Origin of the sequence: Proteus sp. STS61-E (genome assembly GCF_040932335.1) — a bacterium.
Classification (GTDB): Bacteria; Pseudomonadota; Gammaproteobacteria; order Enterobacterales; family Enterobacteriaceae; genus Proteus; species Proteus mirabilis_B.
The window spans coordinates 181,972-199,831 of sequence record NZ_JBFQGE010000007.1 but is presented as its reverse complement, the minus strand read 5'-3'; the positions used below and the strand labels follow the sequence as shown (position 1 = coordinate 199,831).

Genomic DNA, 17,860 nt, shown 5'->3' with positions numbered 1-17,860 from the left:
CATGAAAGGAAAACTGCTTGATACAATCCCCTTAACCACTCTTCACGGCGTAGGTGCAAGTCAGGCAGACAAGCTGGCAAAAATAGGGCTTGTGACTATTGAGGATTTGTTACTCCACCTTCCTTTGCGTTATGAAGATCAAACGCACCTCTATGCTATCAGTGATCTCCTTCCCGGTATTCCTGCCACTGTCTCTGGCGAAATATTAAGAACTGAAGTCAGTTTTGGTCGTCGTAAAATGATGACCTGTCAAATTTCTGACGGCTCTGGAATTTTAACACTTCGCTTTTTTAACTTTACAGCGGCGATGAAAAATAACCTTGCTCAAGGTAAACAAGTCACTGCTTATGGCGAAGTTAAGCGAGGAAGTCGGGGCCCTGAAATTATTCACCCTGAATATAAAATCAAAGTTGCAGGCTCTGAAGTTAAACTGCAAGAAACACTCACTCCCATCTATTCAACGACAGAAGGCTTACGCCAAACATCATTACGTAAATTAATAGAGCAAGCATTAGAATTGCTTGATACCTGTGCTATTAACGAATTATTACCTGAGCAATTTATCCACGGTTTGCCGCCGTTGGCTACTGCATTACGTACACTGCATAATCCGCCTCCAGATATCGCTTTTGCAGAGCTTGAGAAAGGACAGCACCCTGCACAAAAAAGGCTAATTATTGAAGAATTGCTGGCTCACAATCTAGGTATGCTCAATGCAAGAGCTGGCGCACAATCTTATCGTGCAGAGCCATTGTTTATGCCAAATACATCAACATTACGTCAGCAGTTTCTCGCCTCTCTCCCCTTTACCCCGACTAATGCACAACAACGTGTCGTCAATGAGATAGAAACAGATTTAGAAAAAGACTATCCAATGATGCGATTGATCCAAGGAGATGTAGGCTCAGGTAAAACGCTAGTTGCCGCATTAAGTGCGTTACGTGCTATTGCTAATGGCAAGCAAGTGGCTTTAATGGCACCAACAGAATTATTGGCAGAGCAACATGCATTAACCTTTAGGAAATGGTTTGAGCCTTTTGGTATCCAAGTAGGTTGGTTGGCAGGAAAACAGAAAGGGAAAGCCCGCGAAACGCAGCAAAATGCCATTGCGAATGGTGAAGTATCGATCATTATTGGAACACATGCGATTTTCCAAGAACAAGTTAAATTTCACTCTCTAGCCTTAGTGATTATTGATGAACAACACCGTTTTGGTGTGCATCAACGCCTTGCCTTATGGAAAAAAGGTGAAGAGCAAGGCTTTCACCCTCATCAATTGGTGATGACAGCAACGCCAATCCCACGCACATTAGCGATGACCGCTTATGCTGATATGGACACCTCTATCATCGACGAATTACCGCCAGGGCGTACACCTGTTACCACTGTCGCTATCCCTGACACTCGCCGTAATGACATTATTGAACGCATTAGACTAGCTTGCACAGAAGAGGATCGACAAGCTTATTGGGTATGTACCTTAATTGAAGATTCGGAAGTACTTGAAGCACAAGCAGCCCAAGTTATCTATGATGAGCTGACAATTGCGCTCCCTGAAATCAAAGTAGGATTGGTACACGGGCGAATGAAACCCGCAGAGAAGCAAGCTGTAATGGCGGCATTTAAAGAAAATGAGCTACAACTTTTAGTTGCAACAACAGTGATTGAAGTTGGCGTTGACGTACCTAATGCAAGTTTGATGATCATTGATAACCCAGAACGACTAGGGCTAGCACAGTTACACCAATTACGTGGGCGTGTAGGCAGAGGTGCTATCGCCTCTCATTGTGTCTTGTTATATAAAACCCCACTCACTCAAACCGCGCGGTTGCGATTGCAGGTATTAAGGGATAGCAATGATGGTTTTGTCATTGCACAAAAAGATCTCGAAATTCGTGGCCCCGGTGAGCTTTTAGGCACGAAACAAACGGGTAATGCACAATTTAAAGTCGCTGATTTATTACGTGATCAAGGGCTTATTCCTGAAGTTCAACGTATCGCTCGTTACCTACATCAACACTATCCTAAGCATTCTCAAGCCTTAATCGAACGCTGGCTACCTGCCAAGACACAATATAGCCAAGCGTAAGATCACTTTTTGCATAGCCTTAGCATGCCGTTAAACGCGATTTAGTGCGATATTGAAATAGAACACACCATAAAAAACACCCCAATGCTGAAAACCAACGTTGGGGTGCGATTTAATACAGAGATATTTCTCAAGTTATAACAGTAAAACTATCCCGCTATAGGCGTAAAGAATGGCAGCAGTAGATACAGTTTGATCACTATCGCATTCACAATATCAATAAAGAACGCCCCAACCATTGGCACGACTAAAAACGCAAGATGAGACGGTCCAAAACGGTCTGTTACAGCTTGCATATTCGCAATCGCCGTTGGTGTAGCACCTAAACCAAAACCACAGTGACCCGCCGCTAAAATCGCTGCATCGTAGTTTTTACCCATCACACGGAATGTCACAAAAATAGCGTACAACGCCATAACACCCGCCTGAACACCTAGAATAACCAGCATCGGGATCGCCAGTGACGCAAGCTCCCATAATTTCAAGCTCATTAATGCCATTGCTAAGAATAACGATAAACTCACGTTACCTAAGACTGACACTGCTCTATCAAAAACTCGGTAGAACCCAAGCATTGAAAGGCTATTACTTAAAATCACACCAATAAACAGAACACACACAAAGGTCGGTAGTGAGAATGCCGTACCTTCTAACAGTTGAGAAAGGAACGTACCAGCCATTAAACAGATAGAGATCATCGCAATAGTTTCTAATAAAACCATTGAAGTAATCATTCGGCCTGTTGTTGGCTTCTCAAACGCCGTTGGCATTTCATGGTCGTCAGCACCTAATCCCGGCGTTGGGATATTTTTGATTAAGTAGCGTGCAACTGGGCCACCAATCAATCCCCCTAAAACTAAACCAAAGGTCGCACAAGCCATCGCCACTTCAGACGCACTCATAAAACCATAGCTTTCAACAAAGGTTTTACCCCAAGCAGCCCCTGTACCATGACCACCCGATAATGTAATCGAGCCAGCCAGTAATCCCATTAATGGATCAAGACCTAACATTTTCGCCAATGCAATACCGACTGTGTTTTGCACTAGCAACAACCCAACAACAACAAAGATGAAAATAAAAAGCGCTTTTCCTCCCGCTTTTAAGCTCGCGAGGTTTGCGTTTAAACCAATTGTTGCAAAGAAGGCCAGCATTAATGGATCTTTAAGTGAGAGATCAAAACTCACTTCCCAGTCCATAAAAGATTTGAATGCTAATAGAAGAACTGCAACAAGTAGCCCACCTGCAACCGGTTCTGGGATCGTATACCGTTCTAAAAAAGGAACAGATTTCACTAACTTACGTCCGATCAAGAGAACCAAAGTGGCCGCAACCAGCGTGCCATAAACATCAAGATGATACATTTATGTACCCCGTCTTATTTGTTAATTTTATATAAAAATACTACGACGCTAAGTTCATCCATAAACAACGCCAAAAGCAGGTATCCCCGATTAGAAAAAAAAACGGAGACAAACACAAGTTAAAACATATAAAAATGTGAGCGCCTCTTATGCATTTTGATAACATCATTTTTACGCAAACGATTGCTTTTGTGGCGCAGATCATTAAAATACCGTTTTTGTCGAATAAGAAATTCACACCATGGTTACTTCAGAAAATCAAAAATTGCCTAAAAATAGTGACGTTTCAATTAAAAAAAATAGCGAACTTCTTTTTGCTTTAGAAGAGAAACCGCCATTACCACAAACACTTTTTGCTGCTTGCCAACATCTTTTAGCCATGTTTGTCGCGGTTATTACACCTGCGATCCTCATTTGCCAAGCATTAGGATTACCTGCACACGATACCCAACGCATTATCAGCATGTCTTTATTTGCATCAGGCATTGCCTCTCTTATTCAAATTCGAGCTTGGGGTCCGATAGGTTCAGGGTTGTTATCAATTCAAGGAACGAGCTTCAACTTTGTTGCTCCGCTCATTATGGGGGGGTTAGCGCTTAAAAATGGTGGAGCTGATATTCCAACGATGATGGCAGCCCTTTTTGGGACATTAATGGTTGCCTCATTAACCGAGATTATTCTTTCTCGTGTACTTCACTTAGCAAGACGTATCATTACACCGTTAGTTTCAGGTGTCGTAGTGATGATAATTGGCCTCTCTTTAATTCAAGTTGGATTAACTTCTATTGGTGGTGGTTATGCCGCTATCGAGAATAATACCTTTGGCTCACCACAAAACTTGTTATTAGCAGGCTCTGTTCTTATCGTTATTATTTTACTTAATCGACAAAAAAATCCTTACTTACGAGTAGCTTCTTTAGTCATTGCAATGGCTGTGGGCTATGTTCTTGCTTGGGCTTTAGATATGTTACCCGCACCCGCAGAACATCAAGAAACACCTTTTATGACTATTCCTGAGCCATTTTATTATGGGCTGTCATTTGATTGGCATTTGCTTATCCCTTTAATGCTGGTGTTTATGATCACTTCGCTAGAAACTATTGGTGATATCACAGCAACGTCTGATGTTTCAGAGCAACCCGTCAGCGGTCCTTTGTATATGAAACGCATTAAAGGGGGCGTATTAGCTAATGGAATTAACTCCATGGTTTCAGCATTTTTCAATACCTTCCCAAACTCTTGTTTTGGTCAAAATAATGGAGTGATCCAATTAACGGGTGTTGCTAGTCGCTACGTAGGTTATGTTGTTGCAGCAATGCTTGTTATCTTGGGTTTATTTCCCTTCGTTGCTGAATTTGTACAAAGAATTCCTGAGCCAGTATTAGGCGGAGCCACATTAGTGATGTTCGGTACGATAGCTGCGTCCGGTGTACGTATTGTGTCTAAAGAGGCATTAAACCGCCGAGCTATCATGATCCTCGCTATTTCACTTGCAGTAGGGTTAGGCGTTTCGCAACAGCCTCAAATATTACAGTTTGCCCCTGATTGGCTAAAAACATTGCTGTCATCAGGTATTGCTGCGGGCGGTTTAACAGCCATTATTTTAAATCTGATTTTCCCACCAGAAAAATAATAATTAACTAGCAACAAATGAGTAAAGCGCTATTTTGGATTATGAAAATAGCGCTTTATTTATCATCTTTAGGTCAATGGTATTTTTATAAAAGTATTGTCCTTTGAGTTACGGTAAATCTTTATCTCAATACTGAAAATCAAAGGAAAATAACATGACTACACCATTGAACCCAATTAAAAACCCTGCACTCGAATACTTAAAAAGCCATCCATCTACTCAAGATTTTCATATACAAACTATTGGGCAATTTTTTACTTATCTCAAAGATTCTATTCTTTCGTTATTTAATAGTGATCATAAATTTACTTATTTAGGAAATAAGTCTGTTGCTGAATTTAATTTAGAACATATTAAAAAAGATTTAGGTACGTTTTTAGCTAATCCATATCTTAATAAGCCTACAGTGGATGCCCTTAAATATTCATTTAATTACTTACAGAATCAATCTTACATTACACCTAATCTCTACGATGTTTACCATTCTGGAAGTCTTGAGCCTAATGATTTGATTTCTCAGTTAATTAACTACAGTAACAAACTTCATCAGCAAAAATTAAGTACAACAGAAGAACAACATGCCCAATTGGTGATGAAAATACTAGAGGAGGTAAACAGTCATTTAAAACAATTACCCAATACGGAAAACCTGACAACTAGAATATCTAACATCCTTAATAAATGAGTGAAATCTCTTTGATTTATCCGATGAATACTTGAGCATCGTCTAGTTTTCAGGCATAACTGTATAATGTTTTGATGGAGTATAAAACAGGAGAAGGGTTATGCGCTGGCTGATGAAAAGTTTGGTATCTCTGATACTTATCGTTATTTTATTTATTATTATAATTTACGCTTTTATTCAGACTCAGTGGGGCGCGCAGAAAACCAGTGAATGGCTGACACAATACACTGACTATGATATTCGCTTTTCAGGTATTGAGCATGATCTTATGCAACCCGAGCAAGTCATTGTTCATGATCTCCTCGTTAATCCTAAACAAGATAAAGCCACAGTATCGGCAAAATCAGCACAAATTCGATTTAATTGGCAATTTTTTACCACCCCTTCTCATCTGCAAAAAATTACATTAGAAAATGGCAATATTGAGTTTGCAGACAAAATGTCTTCAATACCCTTAAGTGCCGATATCTTACAATTTAAAAATATGGCGCTAAGCAGTGAAAAAACTGATTTTTCTTTTGATGCCAAGAAAGTAACTGGCGGTATTACGCCGTGGAATCCAACATCAACCGACTTGATTGGAGCGGGTCATTTCCAGTTTTCTATTGCTAACGGCATGATAAATAATAACAAATTCAGTAATTTCATTATCTCTGGGCAATATCAACCAAATAGTATTCAAATAGAGAAATTAGGTACTCGTCTACTTAATGGCTCACTATCTTTGAGTGGGCAATATCAAGATAATCAATGGAAACTTGATGAAGTTTATATGAATGGCTTGCGCTGGCAATCCTCGCAAACCTTTAACGAATTAATTCAGTCTCTCTCTAATTACCCTCGTATTAGTATAAGAGCACTTAATATTGTTGATTTTACTGCTGAAGGAAAACAGTGGGCAGTCAGTGGTTTTGATGGGCAATTTTCTCAGTTTAGTTGGGATAACGCTCTTTCATTTACAACTGGTGAACTCAATACAAATGATGTTGTTTTTCAAGATGAACACTTCACTGATCTTATCGCAAAACTTAATCAACAAAATCATCAACTCAATCTAGATAGCCTCAGCCTACGCTACGAGAAAGGCTTAATTAAGCTTGCTGGTAATTGGAATAAAGACAATAAAACTATTACGATCCAAGACGCCACATTATCAGGCCTTTTATATACACTACCTGAAAATTGGCTCACTTTTTTAGCTAAACCAATAGATGATAAGAGTAATATTCAAAATATCACTGTCGAACAATTATCTATCAATCAATCCATCTTGATTGATATCACGCCAGAATTTCCATTCCAATTCACCAACTTAACAGGAAAACTGCAAAATTTAGTGATTGCAAAAGAAGGGGAATGGGGATTATGGCAAGGCTCAGCGGTATTTAATGCTGATAGTGGTACATTAAATCGTATTGAATTACGTCGCCCTGATTTAAAAATTGTCACTCAACAAGACAACGCTATCGTTGAGCAATATTCAGCATTTATTGGTGACGGCATTGTTCGAGGTTCAGCCGGTTTAGTGCAATCTAACCAACAGCGCCAATTCTCACTTATTGCTAATGGACTAAATGTACCTTTATCAACGCCTTACACATTGGGTTTAAAAACAACCTACTCTGACGAAATAGGCCAATTCACACTAAAATTGAAAGGGGATTTACGTTCAAGCCCAGTGGAATCAACACTTAATGGTACATTAACTGGAAGTAAAGGTGAGCAACAAATACTCAACTCAGTGATACAAAATGGCGAAATAATTAATCACCTATAATATTGATCTTTCGCAGGAGCACGGATTGCTCCCTTTATAAAAAGCGTTACAATGCGCTATTGCCCTTTTCTTTATTGTGGAGTTTTCATGTCTGACGAAGATTTTTCCCCTGAAAAAATATCTTTAAATGTGTTTCAACAATCTCCTTTAACTGCACTTGAAGATAACAGCACACTGCTTGTGTGTGATGACAACAAAACTCCGTTGTTCTATTGCCTTTCTAAAGAAGATTATGATGCATTGATTGAGCGAGTTATGGATGCTGAACTTGCAGCGATTGTACTTGAACGTCGCCAAAATAAATTAGATGAACTTGATTTAGACTAATTTTATCGATGTATAATTTGTCTTAAATAGAACAAACAAAAAACACCCTTTCAGGTGTTTTTTTGTTTTTATCGCATCTTCAAAAATAAACTTAGCGTTTTTTCTTTTTACGACCAGGCTGAACAAAACGCTTACGGGAATTATTTTCCGTTTCTTTGGTTTTTGTTTGAGGAATATGAATACCCAATGCTTTTGCATTACTACTGACTTGTTTTTTCGGCTTATTTTGCTTTGGTTTCGGTGGTGCTTCAGAAGTTGATTTTTCAATCGCCTCAAATAAGGTAATTAGTTCATCATCAGTCAGATCACGCCATTCACCAACAGGCAATCCTGATAAGCTCACATTCATAATACGAATACGTTCAAGCTTAGTGACTTCATAACCAAAATATTCACACATACGACGAATTTGACGATTTAACCCTTGAACTAAGGTAATACGAAACACCATCGGCGCTTCTTTCTTAACCTTACATTTCTTGGTTTTTTGTCCCATGATAGGAACACCTGCACCCATTCCATGAATAAACTCATCTGTGATCGGCTTATTCACTGTCACGAGGTACTCTTTTTCGTGATCATTACCCGCACGTAGGATTTTATTCACTAAATCGCCATGGTTGGTCAGGAAAATCAACCCTTGAGAGTCTTTATCTAAACGTCCAATCGGGAAAATACGAGTACTGTGGTTAACATAGTCAACAATATTATCTTTTTCGCCATCATCTGTGGTACTGACAATACCTACTGGCTTATTCAGTGCAATCAAAACTAGCTCAGAGTTATCCTGTGCTTCAATCAATCGACCATTGACTTTGACTTCATCGCCAGCAAATACTTGGTCGCCAATACCGGCACGCTTGCCATTAATAAGGACAAGTCCTTGCTCAATATAACGGTCAGCCTCACGGCGTGAGCAGATCCCGCTTTCACTGATATATTTATTAAGACGAGTAGATAAATTGGTGTCCATGCTTCCCTCCGTAAACTGCGAAATATACATCAATTGGATAGCGATAGAAACACTATAAAATAAGCATTAGAGCATAGATTGATTATCCCCACGCTTTAACGTAGAAAAGATAACAAAAACGTCGATAAGATTGGTAAAAAACAGATTAAATTCAATTAATTAAAATAAGTACACTTAACATTGCTTATTTTGTGAAGGTAATACAATATAAGTACCACTAAAAACAGCACCAACACCTTCATCGCCACAAATATCAACATCTAGCTTAATGCGAGCCTTACTGCCCTTCGCTAATCGCCCTAAATCCCCGCTTAAATTTTCCATATCTGCAACGGCCGCAGGACGTCCTGATACAGGTTTGCGATAACGAATATGAGCATCCACCAGCACAATATCACCTTGCAACTTATGCTCTCGCATTAATAGCCAAATCAATCCCCAACCGGTTAATGTTGCGAGTGAAAATTGGCTGCCAGCAAAAATAGTGTGATGAGGGTTTTGGTTTCCCGCTTCTGGGATGGTGGTATAAAAACGGGTTCCCGTATATTGAGTAATACGTAATCCCATTTTCTCACTTAAAGGAATATGTTGATGCCACTGTTTTTGTAATTCAGCACACCAATCTGGTCGATGAAGAATATCATCTAAAGACTCAATACTTTTTTTCATAAAGAAGTGCTTAATGGGTGTAGTTTGTGGGCCTGTGACTAGACCACAATTTTCATAACCCAATTTTTCGAAGAAGTTTACAGACTCTTCTCTTGCACTACACACGATCCGTTTTATACCTTCTTGGCGAGCCAATGACTCTAGCGCCATAGCAACAAGAGTGCCTAATCCTTTACCTTGTGCATCTGTACGTACTGCCATAAAGCGGATAGCGCCTTCGTTATCCGCATTAATATAAAGCCGCCCAATCGCGACAGGTTGCCCGGTTTCATCGACAACCATTTGGTGATGAGCAAGGGTATCATAACCGTCTTTTTCAGAGCCTTCAGGTTGATGTAGAGGTTTACGAAGCATTTCCCAGCGAAAAGCATAATAGGCATCAAATTCCGCCTCTGTTTTTGGGGTTCGTAAATGGTACATATCTGAGCTCCTTTTAACATCACTACATGTTCGACGTTATACCTGCAACCAAAAGGTGACTGGACCGTCATTAGTCAGTGTGATTTGCATATCCGCGGCGAATTGGCCTGTTTGTGTTTCTAAACCTTGTTGCTGACATTGTTCTATAAAGTAGTGGTAGAGATCTTTCGCTAATTCAGGGGGGGCACCATTCGAAAAACCAGGGCGCATTCCTTTTTGTGTTTCTGCGGCAAGGGTGAATTGAGAGACGACTAATAAACTACCACCTGCTTGTTGCACATTTAGGTTCATCTTGTCGTTTTCATCGCTAAATATGCGATAACCGCACACTTTTTCACATAATCTTTTGGCTTTCTGTTCGTTGTCGTCTTTCTCTACACCTAATAAAACCAACAAACCTTGATTAATAGCGCCGACTGTTTCACCTGCAATATCCACTTTTGCCTGTGTCACTCGTTGAATTAACGCGATCATACTCTCTCCAAAATAAATCAATAAAAAAGGATAACAAATTCAATCCATTGTTATCCTTACAATAGCATTATTCTTCTACTGGGAGAGAAAAATCATAATCTTTAAAGTAGTCAATGACAGTTTGTTTATCAATGACATGTACACCTTTCATACCTACAGCAATGGCTGCATCAACATTGGCTTTCACATCATCAAAGAAAACGGCATCTTGTGCTTCGACGTCTTCAGACTGTAAAACATATTTATAGATTTCAGGATCAGGTTTTCTCATACCGATATCTTGAGATAGATAGAGGAAATCTGCTGAGGCAGCTATTTCAGGATAGTGTTCCGGCCAGTAATTTTGGTGTAAACGGTTAGTATTTGATAACACCACAACCCGATGTCCTTGCTCTCTTAACTTATTCATTATATCAATGACTTCAGGGCGTAATGCGACGAAAATAGCCTGCCATCCTTCAGCAAACTGTTCAAAGCTTAAATTCATTTCTAATTCTGAACTGATTTCTTCTGCAAACTCGATGTCTGTAATATTGCCGCGTTCGTGTAATTTAAAGATCTCTCCTGTGGTGAAGTTCTTTTTTATGTTCGCTAATGGAACACCACTGAGTTTACTCCATACTGCGAATACCCGGTTAAAATCGATATCAATAATCACATTACCCATATCAAAGATATAAAGCATAAATCCTCTCCATAATAGAAAACTCATTTTACTTTAATCATAAATCGCTTTACTGAACAGGCTTAAACACCAAAAAAGTACAATAATCACACTTAATTTTTTTGTAAAACATAAAACCAGAATAGGGAGAGACGAAAAATGAGACTAAAAGCATCATTATCTATAATGCATAATAGAGTGGATGATGACTTTTGATATTGATACCAGAAAACAACGCCTAAGTTGTAAATGCAACTTGGGAATAAAAGATAAGAAAAGAAAGACAGGAAAGGAGAGAAAAACTTATGCGATGGCAAATAAACCACCGCATTCGTCTTATAGTACTTATACTCTAAATAATTTGAGTTACGGATAGACGGGGAACATAGATAAGCTATGTGACTCGACTAACTGAGCGTAGTCAAACGCCTCTGTAACTTAAAGTATGACGAGTATAAACTCAGGGCGCTAACGCGCCCTAAGAATTATGTTATCAGAATAACGAATTAGTCTTTGCTACGGTAAGCGCGACGACGATCGTTTTCTGACAGATAACGCTTACGCAGACGGATAGACTGCGGAGTTACTTCAACTAACTCATCGTCATCAATAAATTCTAATGCTTGTTCTAATGTTTGTTTCAGGTGTGGAGTCAGCGTTGTCGCCTCATCTGTACCAGAAGCACGCATGTTAGTCAGCTTTTTACCCGTCAAGCAGTTTACTGTTAAGTCATTAGAGCGAGTATGAATACCAATTACTTGGCCTTCATAAACTTCTGCACCATGAGTAACGAATAATTTACCGCGGTCTTGTAAGCTATACAGTGCGTAAGCAACAGCTTTACCTTGGCCATTAGAGATCATAACACCGTTATTACGGCGACCGATTTCTCCTGGACGAACATCATCATAATGACTGAATGTTGCGTACAGTAAACCAGTACCTGATGTCATGGTCATAAATTCAGTACGGAAACCAATCAGACCACGGCTAGGGATAATGTAGTCTAAACGTACACGTCCTTTACCATCTGGTTGCATATCACGCATTTCGCCTTTACGCTCACCCATCGCTTGCATCACATCACCTTGGTGTTGTTCTTCAATATCGATAGTAACTTGTTCGAAAGGCTCTTGTTTACGGCCGTCAATATCACGGAAGATAACTTTAGGACGAGATACACCTAATTCGTAACCTTCACGACGCATATTTTCAATCAGAACTGACAGGTGAAGCTCACCACGACCTGATACACGGAATGCATCTGGATCTTCAGTTTCTTCTACACGTAATGCTACGTTATGGACTAACTCTTTTTTCAGACGATCTAAAATCTGACGAGAAGTCACAAACTTACCTTCACGACCACAGAAAGGTGAAGTATTAACACAGAAATACATGCTAACAGTTGGTTCATCAACGGCTAATGCAGGTAATGCTTCAACAGCACCTGTTTCGCAGATCGTATCAGAAATATTCAGTTCGCCTAAGCCTGTGATTGCGATGATATCGCCAGCTTCTGCGACTTCAACTTCAATACGTTCTAAGCCTAAGTGACCTAACACTTTACCGACTTTACCGTTACGAGTATTACCTTCGCTATCGATGATAGTAACTTGCTGGTTAGGTTTAACCTTACCACGCTTGATACGACCGATACCGATAACACCCATGTAGTTGTTGTAGTCCAACTGAGAAATTTGCATCTGGAATGTGCCTTCCAGATCAACTTTTGGTGGCTCTACATATTTGACAATAGCTTCATATAACGGAGTCATATCTTCAGCCATGTCATTGTAATCTGTTCCCGCAATACCATTTAATGCAGATGCATAGATAATTGGGAAATCAAGTTGTTCGTCAGTTGCACCTAAGTTTACGAACAGGTCAAATACCTGATCAACAACCCAGTCTGGACGCGCACCAGGGCGGTCAACTTTATTGATAACAACAATTGGTTTTAAGTTGTTAGCAAACGCTTTTTGTGTCACAAAACGAGTTTGTGGCATTGGGCCATCCATCGCGTCAACCAGCAATAGAACGCAGTCTACCATAGACATAACGCGTTCTACCTCACCACCGAAGTCGGCGTGTCCTGGGGTATCTACGATATTGATACGATAGTCATTCCATTTAATCGCTGTATTTTTCGCAAGAATAGTAATTCCGCGCTCTCTTTCGAGATCATTTGAGTCCATCACGCGCTCAGCAACGGTTTCACGTTCGCCGAACGTACCAGATTGCTGTAGTAATTTATCGACGATAGTTGTTTTACCATGGTCAACGTGGGCGATGATGGCGATATTACGCAAGTTTTCGATCACAAAATTTGCCTCAGGCATTGTAGAAATAAGCGCAGTATTGTACACGCTTTAGACGAGAGACTAAACAAGATCACAATAATGATTGCTTAACAATATGCAATTAATTGAATTGTGATCCTTTTCACGCCTCAGAATTTAGTAGCATCCGTTCAATTGCACCAAAATAGTGCAACTAATTAGGCTTAATTTGCACCAACTTTGTGCAATAATTAAAAAATCACAGGAGATATTCTACACTAAACTTCATCAATACAGTATATATCCCTTTTTAGATAAGTTGGCATGCTTTTCGCAATAGAATTTAGGTGAGCAAAAAATTCACCGAAAAATGTGTAAGGCCACTGCACTCAATAAAACCATTCGCCAGGAGAGTTCCTATGTCCCTTGAACATGTGTTATCCATGATTGAAGAACATAAAGTTAGATATATTGACTTACGTTTCACTGATACCCGCGGTAAAGAACAACATCTTACTATTCCGGCTCATCAGGTTAACGATGATTTCTTTGAAGAAGGAAAAATGTTCGATGGTTCTTCTATTGGTGGCTGGAAAGGCATTAACGAATCAGACATGGTGCTGATGCCAGATGCAACAACTGCAATGCTTGACCCATTTTTCCAAGATCCAACCCTGATTATTCGTTGTGACGTTTTAGAACCTGGCACAATGCAAGGTTACGATCGCGACCCACGTTCAATCTCAAAACGTGCTGAAGACTATTTAAAATCAAGTGGTATCGCAGATACAGTGCTGTTTGGGCCAGAGCCAGAATTCTTCCTGTTTGATGATATTCGTTTCAAAAACGATATTTCAGGCGCTTCTTACGCTATCAATGATATTGAAGCTGCATGGAACACCAATACCAAATATGAAGACGGTAACAAAGGTCACCGCCCAATGGTTAAAGGGGGTTATTTCCCACTGCCACCCGTTGATTCATCACAAGATATTCGTTCTACTATGTGTAACATCATGGAAGAAATGGGCTTAGTTGTTGAAGCTCATCACCATGAAGTAGCAACTGCGGGTCAAAATGAAGTGGCTACTCGCTTTAATACCATGACCAAAAAAGCAGATGAAACTCAAATTTATAAATACGTGGTACAAAACGTGGCTCACGTATTTGGTAAAACAGCGACCTTTATGCCAAAACCATTAGTTGGTGATAACGGTTCAGGTATGCACTGCCATATGTCACTGTCTAAAAACGGCGTAAACCTGTTTGCAGGTGACAAATACGGCGGATTATCTGAAATGGCACTGTATTACATCGGCGGTATTATCAAACACGCTCGTGCATTAAATGCATTTACTAACCCAACCACTAACTCTTACAAACGTTTAGTTCCGGGTTTTGAAGCACCTGTAATGCTGGCTTACTCTGCACGTAACCGTTCAGCGTCAATTCGTATTCCAGTTGTTGCTAGCATGAAAGCGCGCCGTATTGAAGTTCGTTTCCCAGATCCGTTAGCAAACCCTTACCTTGCGTTTGCTGCGCAGTTAATGGCTGGTCTTGATGGAATTATCAATAAAATTCACCCTGGTGATGCTATGGATAAAAACCTCTATGACTTACCACCAGAAGAAGCGAAAGAGATCCCAACTGTCGCAGGTTCATTAGAAGAAGCATTAAATACATTAAATGCAGATCGTGAATTCTTAACTCGCGGTGGTGTATTTACTGATGATGCTATTGATGCTTATTTAGAATTATTACGTGCTGATGTACAACGTGTACGTATGGCTCCGCATCCTCTTGAATTTGAAATGTATTACAGCGCTTAAGACTATTTTTACTAATAAACACTTAAGCCTAGATGTAAAACTGTTTTTTTTGCCGTGAAGCTATTTTGCCCATCTTCGGATGGGCACTTTTCTCCCACTTAAGGAGTCAGTCTTTTCACTTACGCATTGGTTCATTAATGTAATAAAGGTAAGATGCACTAAAATGGTGCAATGGGGTATTCAATATGGAAACGGCAGACTTACCTGACAACACATTAATTTTAGACTCACTGATACACTCTGTATTGGTTATCAACAAAGAGTTTATTATTTGCTACGCAAATCATTCTGCGTTACAGGTTTTAGCACAAAGCCGTCGAAAACTATTTGAAACACCTTTCACTGCCCTTTTCAGCTATTACTCTTTTGATGCTGATTTAATGCGTGAAACATTAGCGAATGGACAAAGCTTTACCGACAATGAAGTGATATTGGTTGTCAATAACCAATCACACACAATGTCGCTCAGTGCCCAACCTATTTCCGAGCAACATATTTTGCTGGAACTGGCGCCTATGGATAGTCAACGCCGGTTAAGCCAAGAGCAGATCCAACAAGCCCAACAAATGGCTGCTAGGGAATTGGTTAGGGGGCTGGCACATGAAATTAAAAACCCGTTAGGAGGATTACGAGGTGCAGCTCAATTGCTAGCAAAATCCTTACCTGATCCTGCTTTAACGGAATACACGCAAGTCATTATTGAACAAGCTGATCGCCTACGGGTGCTGGTGGATAGATTGCTTGGTCCTCAACATCCGGGGACAAAAACTCATCAGAGTATTCATCACGTTGTTGAGCGCGTAGCTCAGCTTATTTCCCTTGAATGCCCTGAAAATGTCACCTTATTGAAAGATTACGATCCGAGTTTACCTGAGTTATCACATTACCCAGATCAAATAGAACAGGTACTCCTAAATATTACACGCAATGCTTTACAAGCCGTTGAAAAAACAGGAGGGACGATTATTTTACGTACCCGTACTGCTTTTCAAGTCACGCTTCATGGCGAACGCCATCGCCTTGTTGCTCGCATTGATGTGATTGATACCGGTGATGGCATTCCTCCTCATCTGCAAGATACACTTTTTTATCCCATGGTTAGTGGTCGAGAAGGTGGCAATGGATTGGGGCTATCTATTGCACGTAATTTAGTGGATCAGCATGCAGGTAAAATTGAATTTACCAGTTGGCCCGGAAATACTGAATTTTCTATTTATTTACCAATTAAGTAGGAGATAACCAATGCAAAAAGGAAATGTATGGGTTGTTGATGATGACAACTCTATTCGCTGGGTACTTGAACGCGCTATTTCTCGTGAAGGTCTGTCATGTAAAACCTTTGAACATGCGAATGATGTGCTTAATGCACTTAATACAGAAATACCTGATGTATTGTTATCAGACATTCGTATGCCTGATATTGATGGTTTATCTCTTCTAAAAATAATTAAAGAACAATATCCAACTCTTCCCGTTATTATTATGACGGCACATTCCGATCTCGATGCTGCTGTTAATGCCTATCAACAAGGGGCTTTTGATTACTTACCAAAGCCGTTCGATATCGACGAAACGTTGGCACTAATTGATCGCGCCATTACTCATTATCGCGAGCAAAAACAACCGAATAACGATGAAACTTCATTGCAATCAGTTTCAGATATGATTGGCGAAGCACCTGCAATGCAAGAGGTTTACCGTATTATTGGTCGGCTTTCTCGCTCTTCAATTAGTGTGCTGATTAATGGGGAATCAGGGACAGGGAAAGAATTAGTGGCACATGCATTACATCGCCACAGCCCGAGATCTTCCTCTCCTTTTATCGCCTTAAATATGGCAGCCATTCCTAAAGACCTGATTGAATCAGAGCTTTTTGGTCACGAAAAAGGCGCATTTACAGGTGCTTCTCAAGTACGACAAGGTCGATTTGAACAAGCGAATGGCGGCTCACTGTTTCTTGATGAAATTGGCGATATGCCTCTTGATATTCAAACACGTTTACTGCGAGTCCTTGCTGAAGGGCAATTCTATCGAGTAGGTGGTTATGCCCCTGTAAAAGTCGATGTACGTATTATTGCCGCTACACATCAAGATTTAGAAAAGCGAGTTCAAGCAGGTGATTTTCGTGAAGATCTCTATCATCGACTCAATGTAATACGTATTCAGTTACCCCCATTACGAGATAGAACGGAAGATATTCCCAGCTTAGCACGCTATTTTCTGCAAAAAACAGCAAAAGAATTAGGTGTCGAAACCAAAGCGCTTCATCAGCAAAGTTTGCAAATAATGATGGAATACAACTGGTCAGGTAACGTCAGACAATTAGAGAATGTGTGTCGCTGGTTAACCGTAATGACGGCAAGCCAAGAGATAATGCCTCAAGATTTACCACAAGAAATTCGCCAACCTGATGAGAAAGCCAAAAATATCAGTCGAATTGCTTCTTCTCAACACTGGTCACAGCACCTTTCATTATGGGCAGATGAAGCATTAGGGGAAGGAAAAGAAAATATCTTAACAGATGCCCTACCCCAATTTGAACGTACATTATTACTTAGTGCCTTGGCATACACACAAGGGCATAAACAAGATGCGGCAAGATTATTAGGTTGGGGTAGAAATACATTAACCCGCAAATTAAAAGAGTTAGGGATAGAGGAATATTGATCCTCTA

The 17,860-nt window shown here is 40.0% G+C and carries 14 protein-coding genes; 8 read left to right on the top strand and 6 right to left on the bottom strand.

Annotated features, from left to right (window positions below):
* Position 1: 1 nt before the first annotated feature.
* Complete coding sequence (gene recG / locus AB4J89_RS16005; protein WP_088494335.1) at positions 2 to 2,089, top strand: ATP-dependent DNA helicase RecG; 2,088 nt, start codon at positions 2 to 4, stop codon at positions 2,087 to 2,089.
* 149 nt (positions 2,090 to 2,238) lie between these two features.
* On the opposite strand, the gene gltS is transcribed toward recG, so the two are convergent.
* Entirely contained in the window at positions 2,239 to 3,453 is a 1,215-nt protein-coding gene (gltS, locus tag AB4J89_RS16000; RefSeq protein WP_088494334.1) for a sodium/glutamate symporter, read from the bottom strand.
* A gap of 241 nt (positions 3,454 to 3,694) precedes the next feature.
* Here gltS and AB4J89_RS15995 point away from each other — a divergent pair, with 241 nt between their 5' ends.
* The 4 genes from AB4J89_RS15995 (at position 3,695) to AB4J89_RS15980 (ending at position 7,875) form a co-directional block, all read left to right on the top strand.
* Complete coding sequence (locus AB4J89_RS15995) at positions 3,695 to 5,086, top strand: uracil-xanthine permease family protein (protein WP_102949445.1); 1,392 nt, start codon at positions 3,695 to 3,697, stop codon at positions 5,084 to 5,086.
* A gap of 154 nt (positions 5,087 to 5,240) precedes the next feature.
* Positions 5,241 to 5,771, top strand: a complete 531-nt coding sequence (locus tag AB4J89_RS15990) for a hypothetical protein (RefSeq protein WP_088494333.1) — start codon at positions 5,241 to 5,243, stop codon at positions 5,769 to 5,771.
* A 100-nt stretch (positions 5,772 to 5,871) separates the two neighbouring features.
* Positions 5,872 to 7,548, top strand: a complete 1,677-nt coding sequence (locus AB4J89_RS15985) for an AsmA family protein (RefSeq protein WP_368469906.1) — start codon at positions 5,872 to 5,874, stop codon at positions 7,546 to 7,548.
* An 87-nt stretch (positions 7,549 to 7,635) separates the two neighbouring features.
* A complete protein-coding gene (locus tag AB4J89_RS15980; protein WP_088494331.1) occupies positions 7,636 to 7,875 on the top strand; it encodes a hypothetical protein in 240 nt (79 codons plus the stop codon).
* Positions 7,876 to 7,966: 91 nt separating this feature from the next.
* Here the strand turns inward: AB4J89_RS15980 and rluF are convergent, their stop codons facing one another.
* The 5 genes from rluF to typA form a co-directional block, all read right to left on the bottom strand.
* Positions 7,967 to 8,848 (bottom strand): 23S rRNA pseudouridine(2604) synthase RluF, encoded by an 882-nt coding sequence (gene rluF, locus AB4J89_RS15975; RefSeq protein WP_102949444.1) that lies wholly within the window; start codon positions 8,846 to 8,848, stop codon positions 7,967 to 7,969.
* 174 nt (positions 8,849 to 9,022) lie between these two features.
* Positions 9,023 to 9,937, bottom strand: coding sequence for a fatty acid biosynthesis protein FabY (gene fabY, locus AB4J89_RS15970; RefSeq protein WP_088494330.1), 915 nt, complete (start codon positions 9,935 to 9,937; stop codon positions 9,023 to 9,025).
* Positions 9,938 to 9,973: 36 nt separating this feature from the next.
* On the bottom strand, positions 9,974 to 10,411 hold the full coding sequence (gene dtd / locus AB4J89_RS15965) for a D-aminoacyl-tRNA deacylase (protein WP_088494329.1): 438 nt from the start codon (positions 10,409 to 10,411) through the stop codon (positions 9,974 to 9,976).
* Between the two features lie 67 nt (positions 10,412 to 10,478).
* Positions 10,479 to 11,096, bottom strand: coding sequence for a glucose-1-phosphatase (gene yihX, locus AB4J89_RS15960; RefSeq protein ID WP_088494328.1), 618 nt, complete (start codon positions 11,094 to 11,096; stop codon positions 10,479 to 10,481).
* 485 nt (positions 11,097 to 11,581) lie between these two features.
* The gene (gene typA / locus AB4J89_RS15955) at positions 11,582 to 13,417 is read right to left on the bottom strand and encodes a ribosome-dependent GTPase TypA (protein WP_088494327.1); all 1,836 of its coding nucleotides are present in this window, start codon (positions 13,415 to 13,417) and stop codon (positions 11,582 to 11,584) included.
* Between the two features lie 359 nt (positions 13,418 to 13,776).
* Here typA and glnA point away from each other — a divergent pair, with 359 nt between their 5' ends.
* From glnA to glnG, 3 genes are all read left to right on the top strand, one after another.
* Positions 13,777 to 15,186 (top strand): glutamate--ammonia ligase, encoded by a 1,410-nt coding sequence (gene glnA, locus AB4J89_RS15950; RefSeq protein WP_088494326.1) that lies wholly within the window; start codon positions 13,777 to 13,779, stop codon positions 15,184 to 15,186.
* A gap of 185 nt (positions 15,187 to 15,371) precedes the next feature.
* A complete protein-coding gene (gene glnL / locus AB4J89_RS15945; protein ID WP_075671278.1) occupies positions 15,372 to 16,418 on the top strand; it encodes a nitrogen regulation protein NR(II) in 1,047 nt (348 codons plus the stop codon).
* A 10-nt stretch (positions 16,419 to 16,428) separates the two neighbouring features.
* Entirely contained in the window at positions 16,429 to 17,853 is a 1,425-nt protein-coding gene (gene glnG, locus AB4J89_RS15940; protein WP_368469902.1) for a nitrogen regulation protein NR(I), read from the top strand.
* The last annotated feature ends 7 nt before the right edge of the window (positions 17,854 to 17,860 follow it).

Excerpts from the sequence above, each read along its gene's own strand:
- recG (WP_088494335.1), top strand. The coding sequence starts at position 2 with ATGAAAGGAAAACTGCTTGATACAATCCCCTTAACCACTCTTCACGGC.
- gltS (WP_088494334.1), bottom strand. The coding sequence starts at position 3,453 with ATGTATCATCTTGATGTTTATGGCACGCTGGTTGCGGCCACTTTGGTT.
- AB4J89_RS15995 (WP_102949445.1), top strand. The coding sequence starts at position 3,695 with ATGGTTACTTCAGAAAATCAAAAATTGCCTAAAAATAGTGACGTTTCA.
- AB4J89_RS15990 (WP_088494333.1), top strand. The coding sequence starts at position 5,241 with ATGACTACACCATTGAACCCAATTAAAAACCCTGCACTCGAATACTTA.
- AB4J89_RS15985 (WP_368469906.1), top strand. The coding sequence starts at position 5,872 with ATGCGCTGGCTGATGAAAAGTTTGGTATCTCTGATACTTATCGTTATT.
- AB4J89_RS15980 (WP_088494331.1), top strand. The coding sequence starts at position 7,636 with ATGTCTGACGAAGATTTTTCCCCTGAAAAAATATCTTTAAATGTGTTT.
- rluF (WP_102949444.1), bottom strand. The coding sequence starts at position 8,848 with ATGGACACCAATTTATCTACTCGTCTTAATAAATATATCAGTGAAAGC.
- fabY (WP_088494330.1), bottom strand. The coding sequence starts at position 9,937 with ATGTACCATTTACGAACCCCAAAAACAGAGGCGGAATTTGATGCCTAT.
- dtd (WP_088494329.1), bottom strand. The coding sequence starts at position 10,411 with ATGATCGCGTTAATTCAACGAGTGACACAGGCAAAAGTGGATATTGCA.
- yihX (WP_088494328.1), bottom strand. The coding sequence starts at position 11,096 with ATGCTTTATATCTTTGATATGGGTAATGTGATTATTGATATCGATTTT.
- typA (WP_088494327.1), bottom strand. The coding sequence starts at position 13,417 with ATGCCTGAGGCAAATTTTGTGATCGAAAACTTGCGTAATATCGCCATC.
- glnA (WP_088494326.1), top strand. The coding sequence starts at position 13,777 with ATGTCCCTTGAACATGTGTTATCCATGATTGAAGAACATAAAGTTAGA.
- glnL (WP_075671278.1), top strand. The coding sequence starts at position 15,372 with ATGGAAACGGCAGACTTACCTGACAACACATTAATTTTAGACTCACTG.
- glnG (WP_368469902.1), top strand. The coding sequence starts at position 16,429 with ATGCAAAAAGGAAATGTATGGGTTGTTGATGATGACAACTCTATTCGC.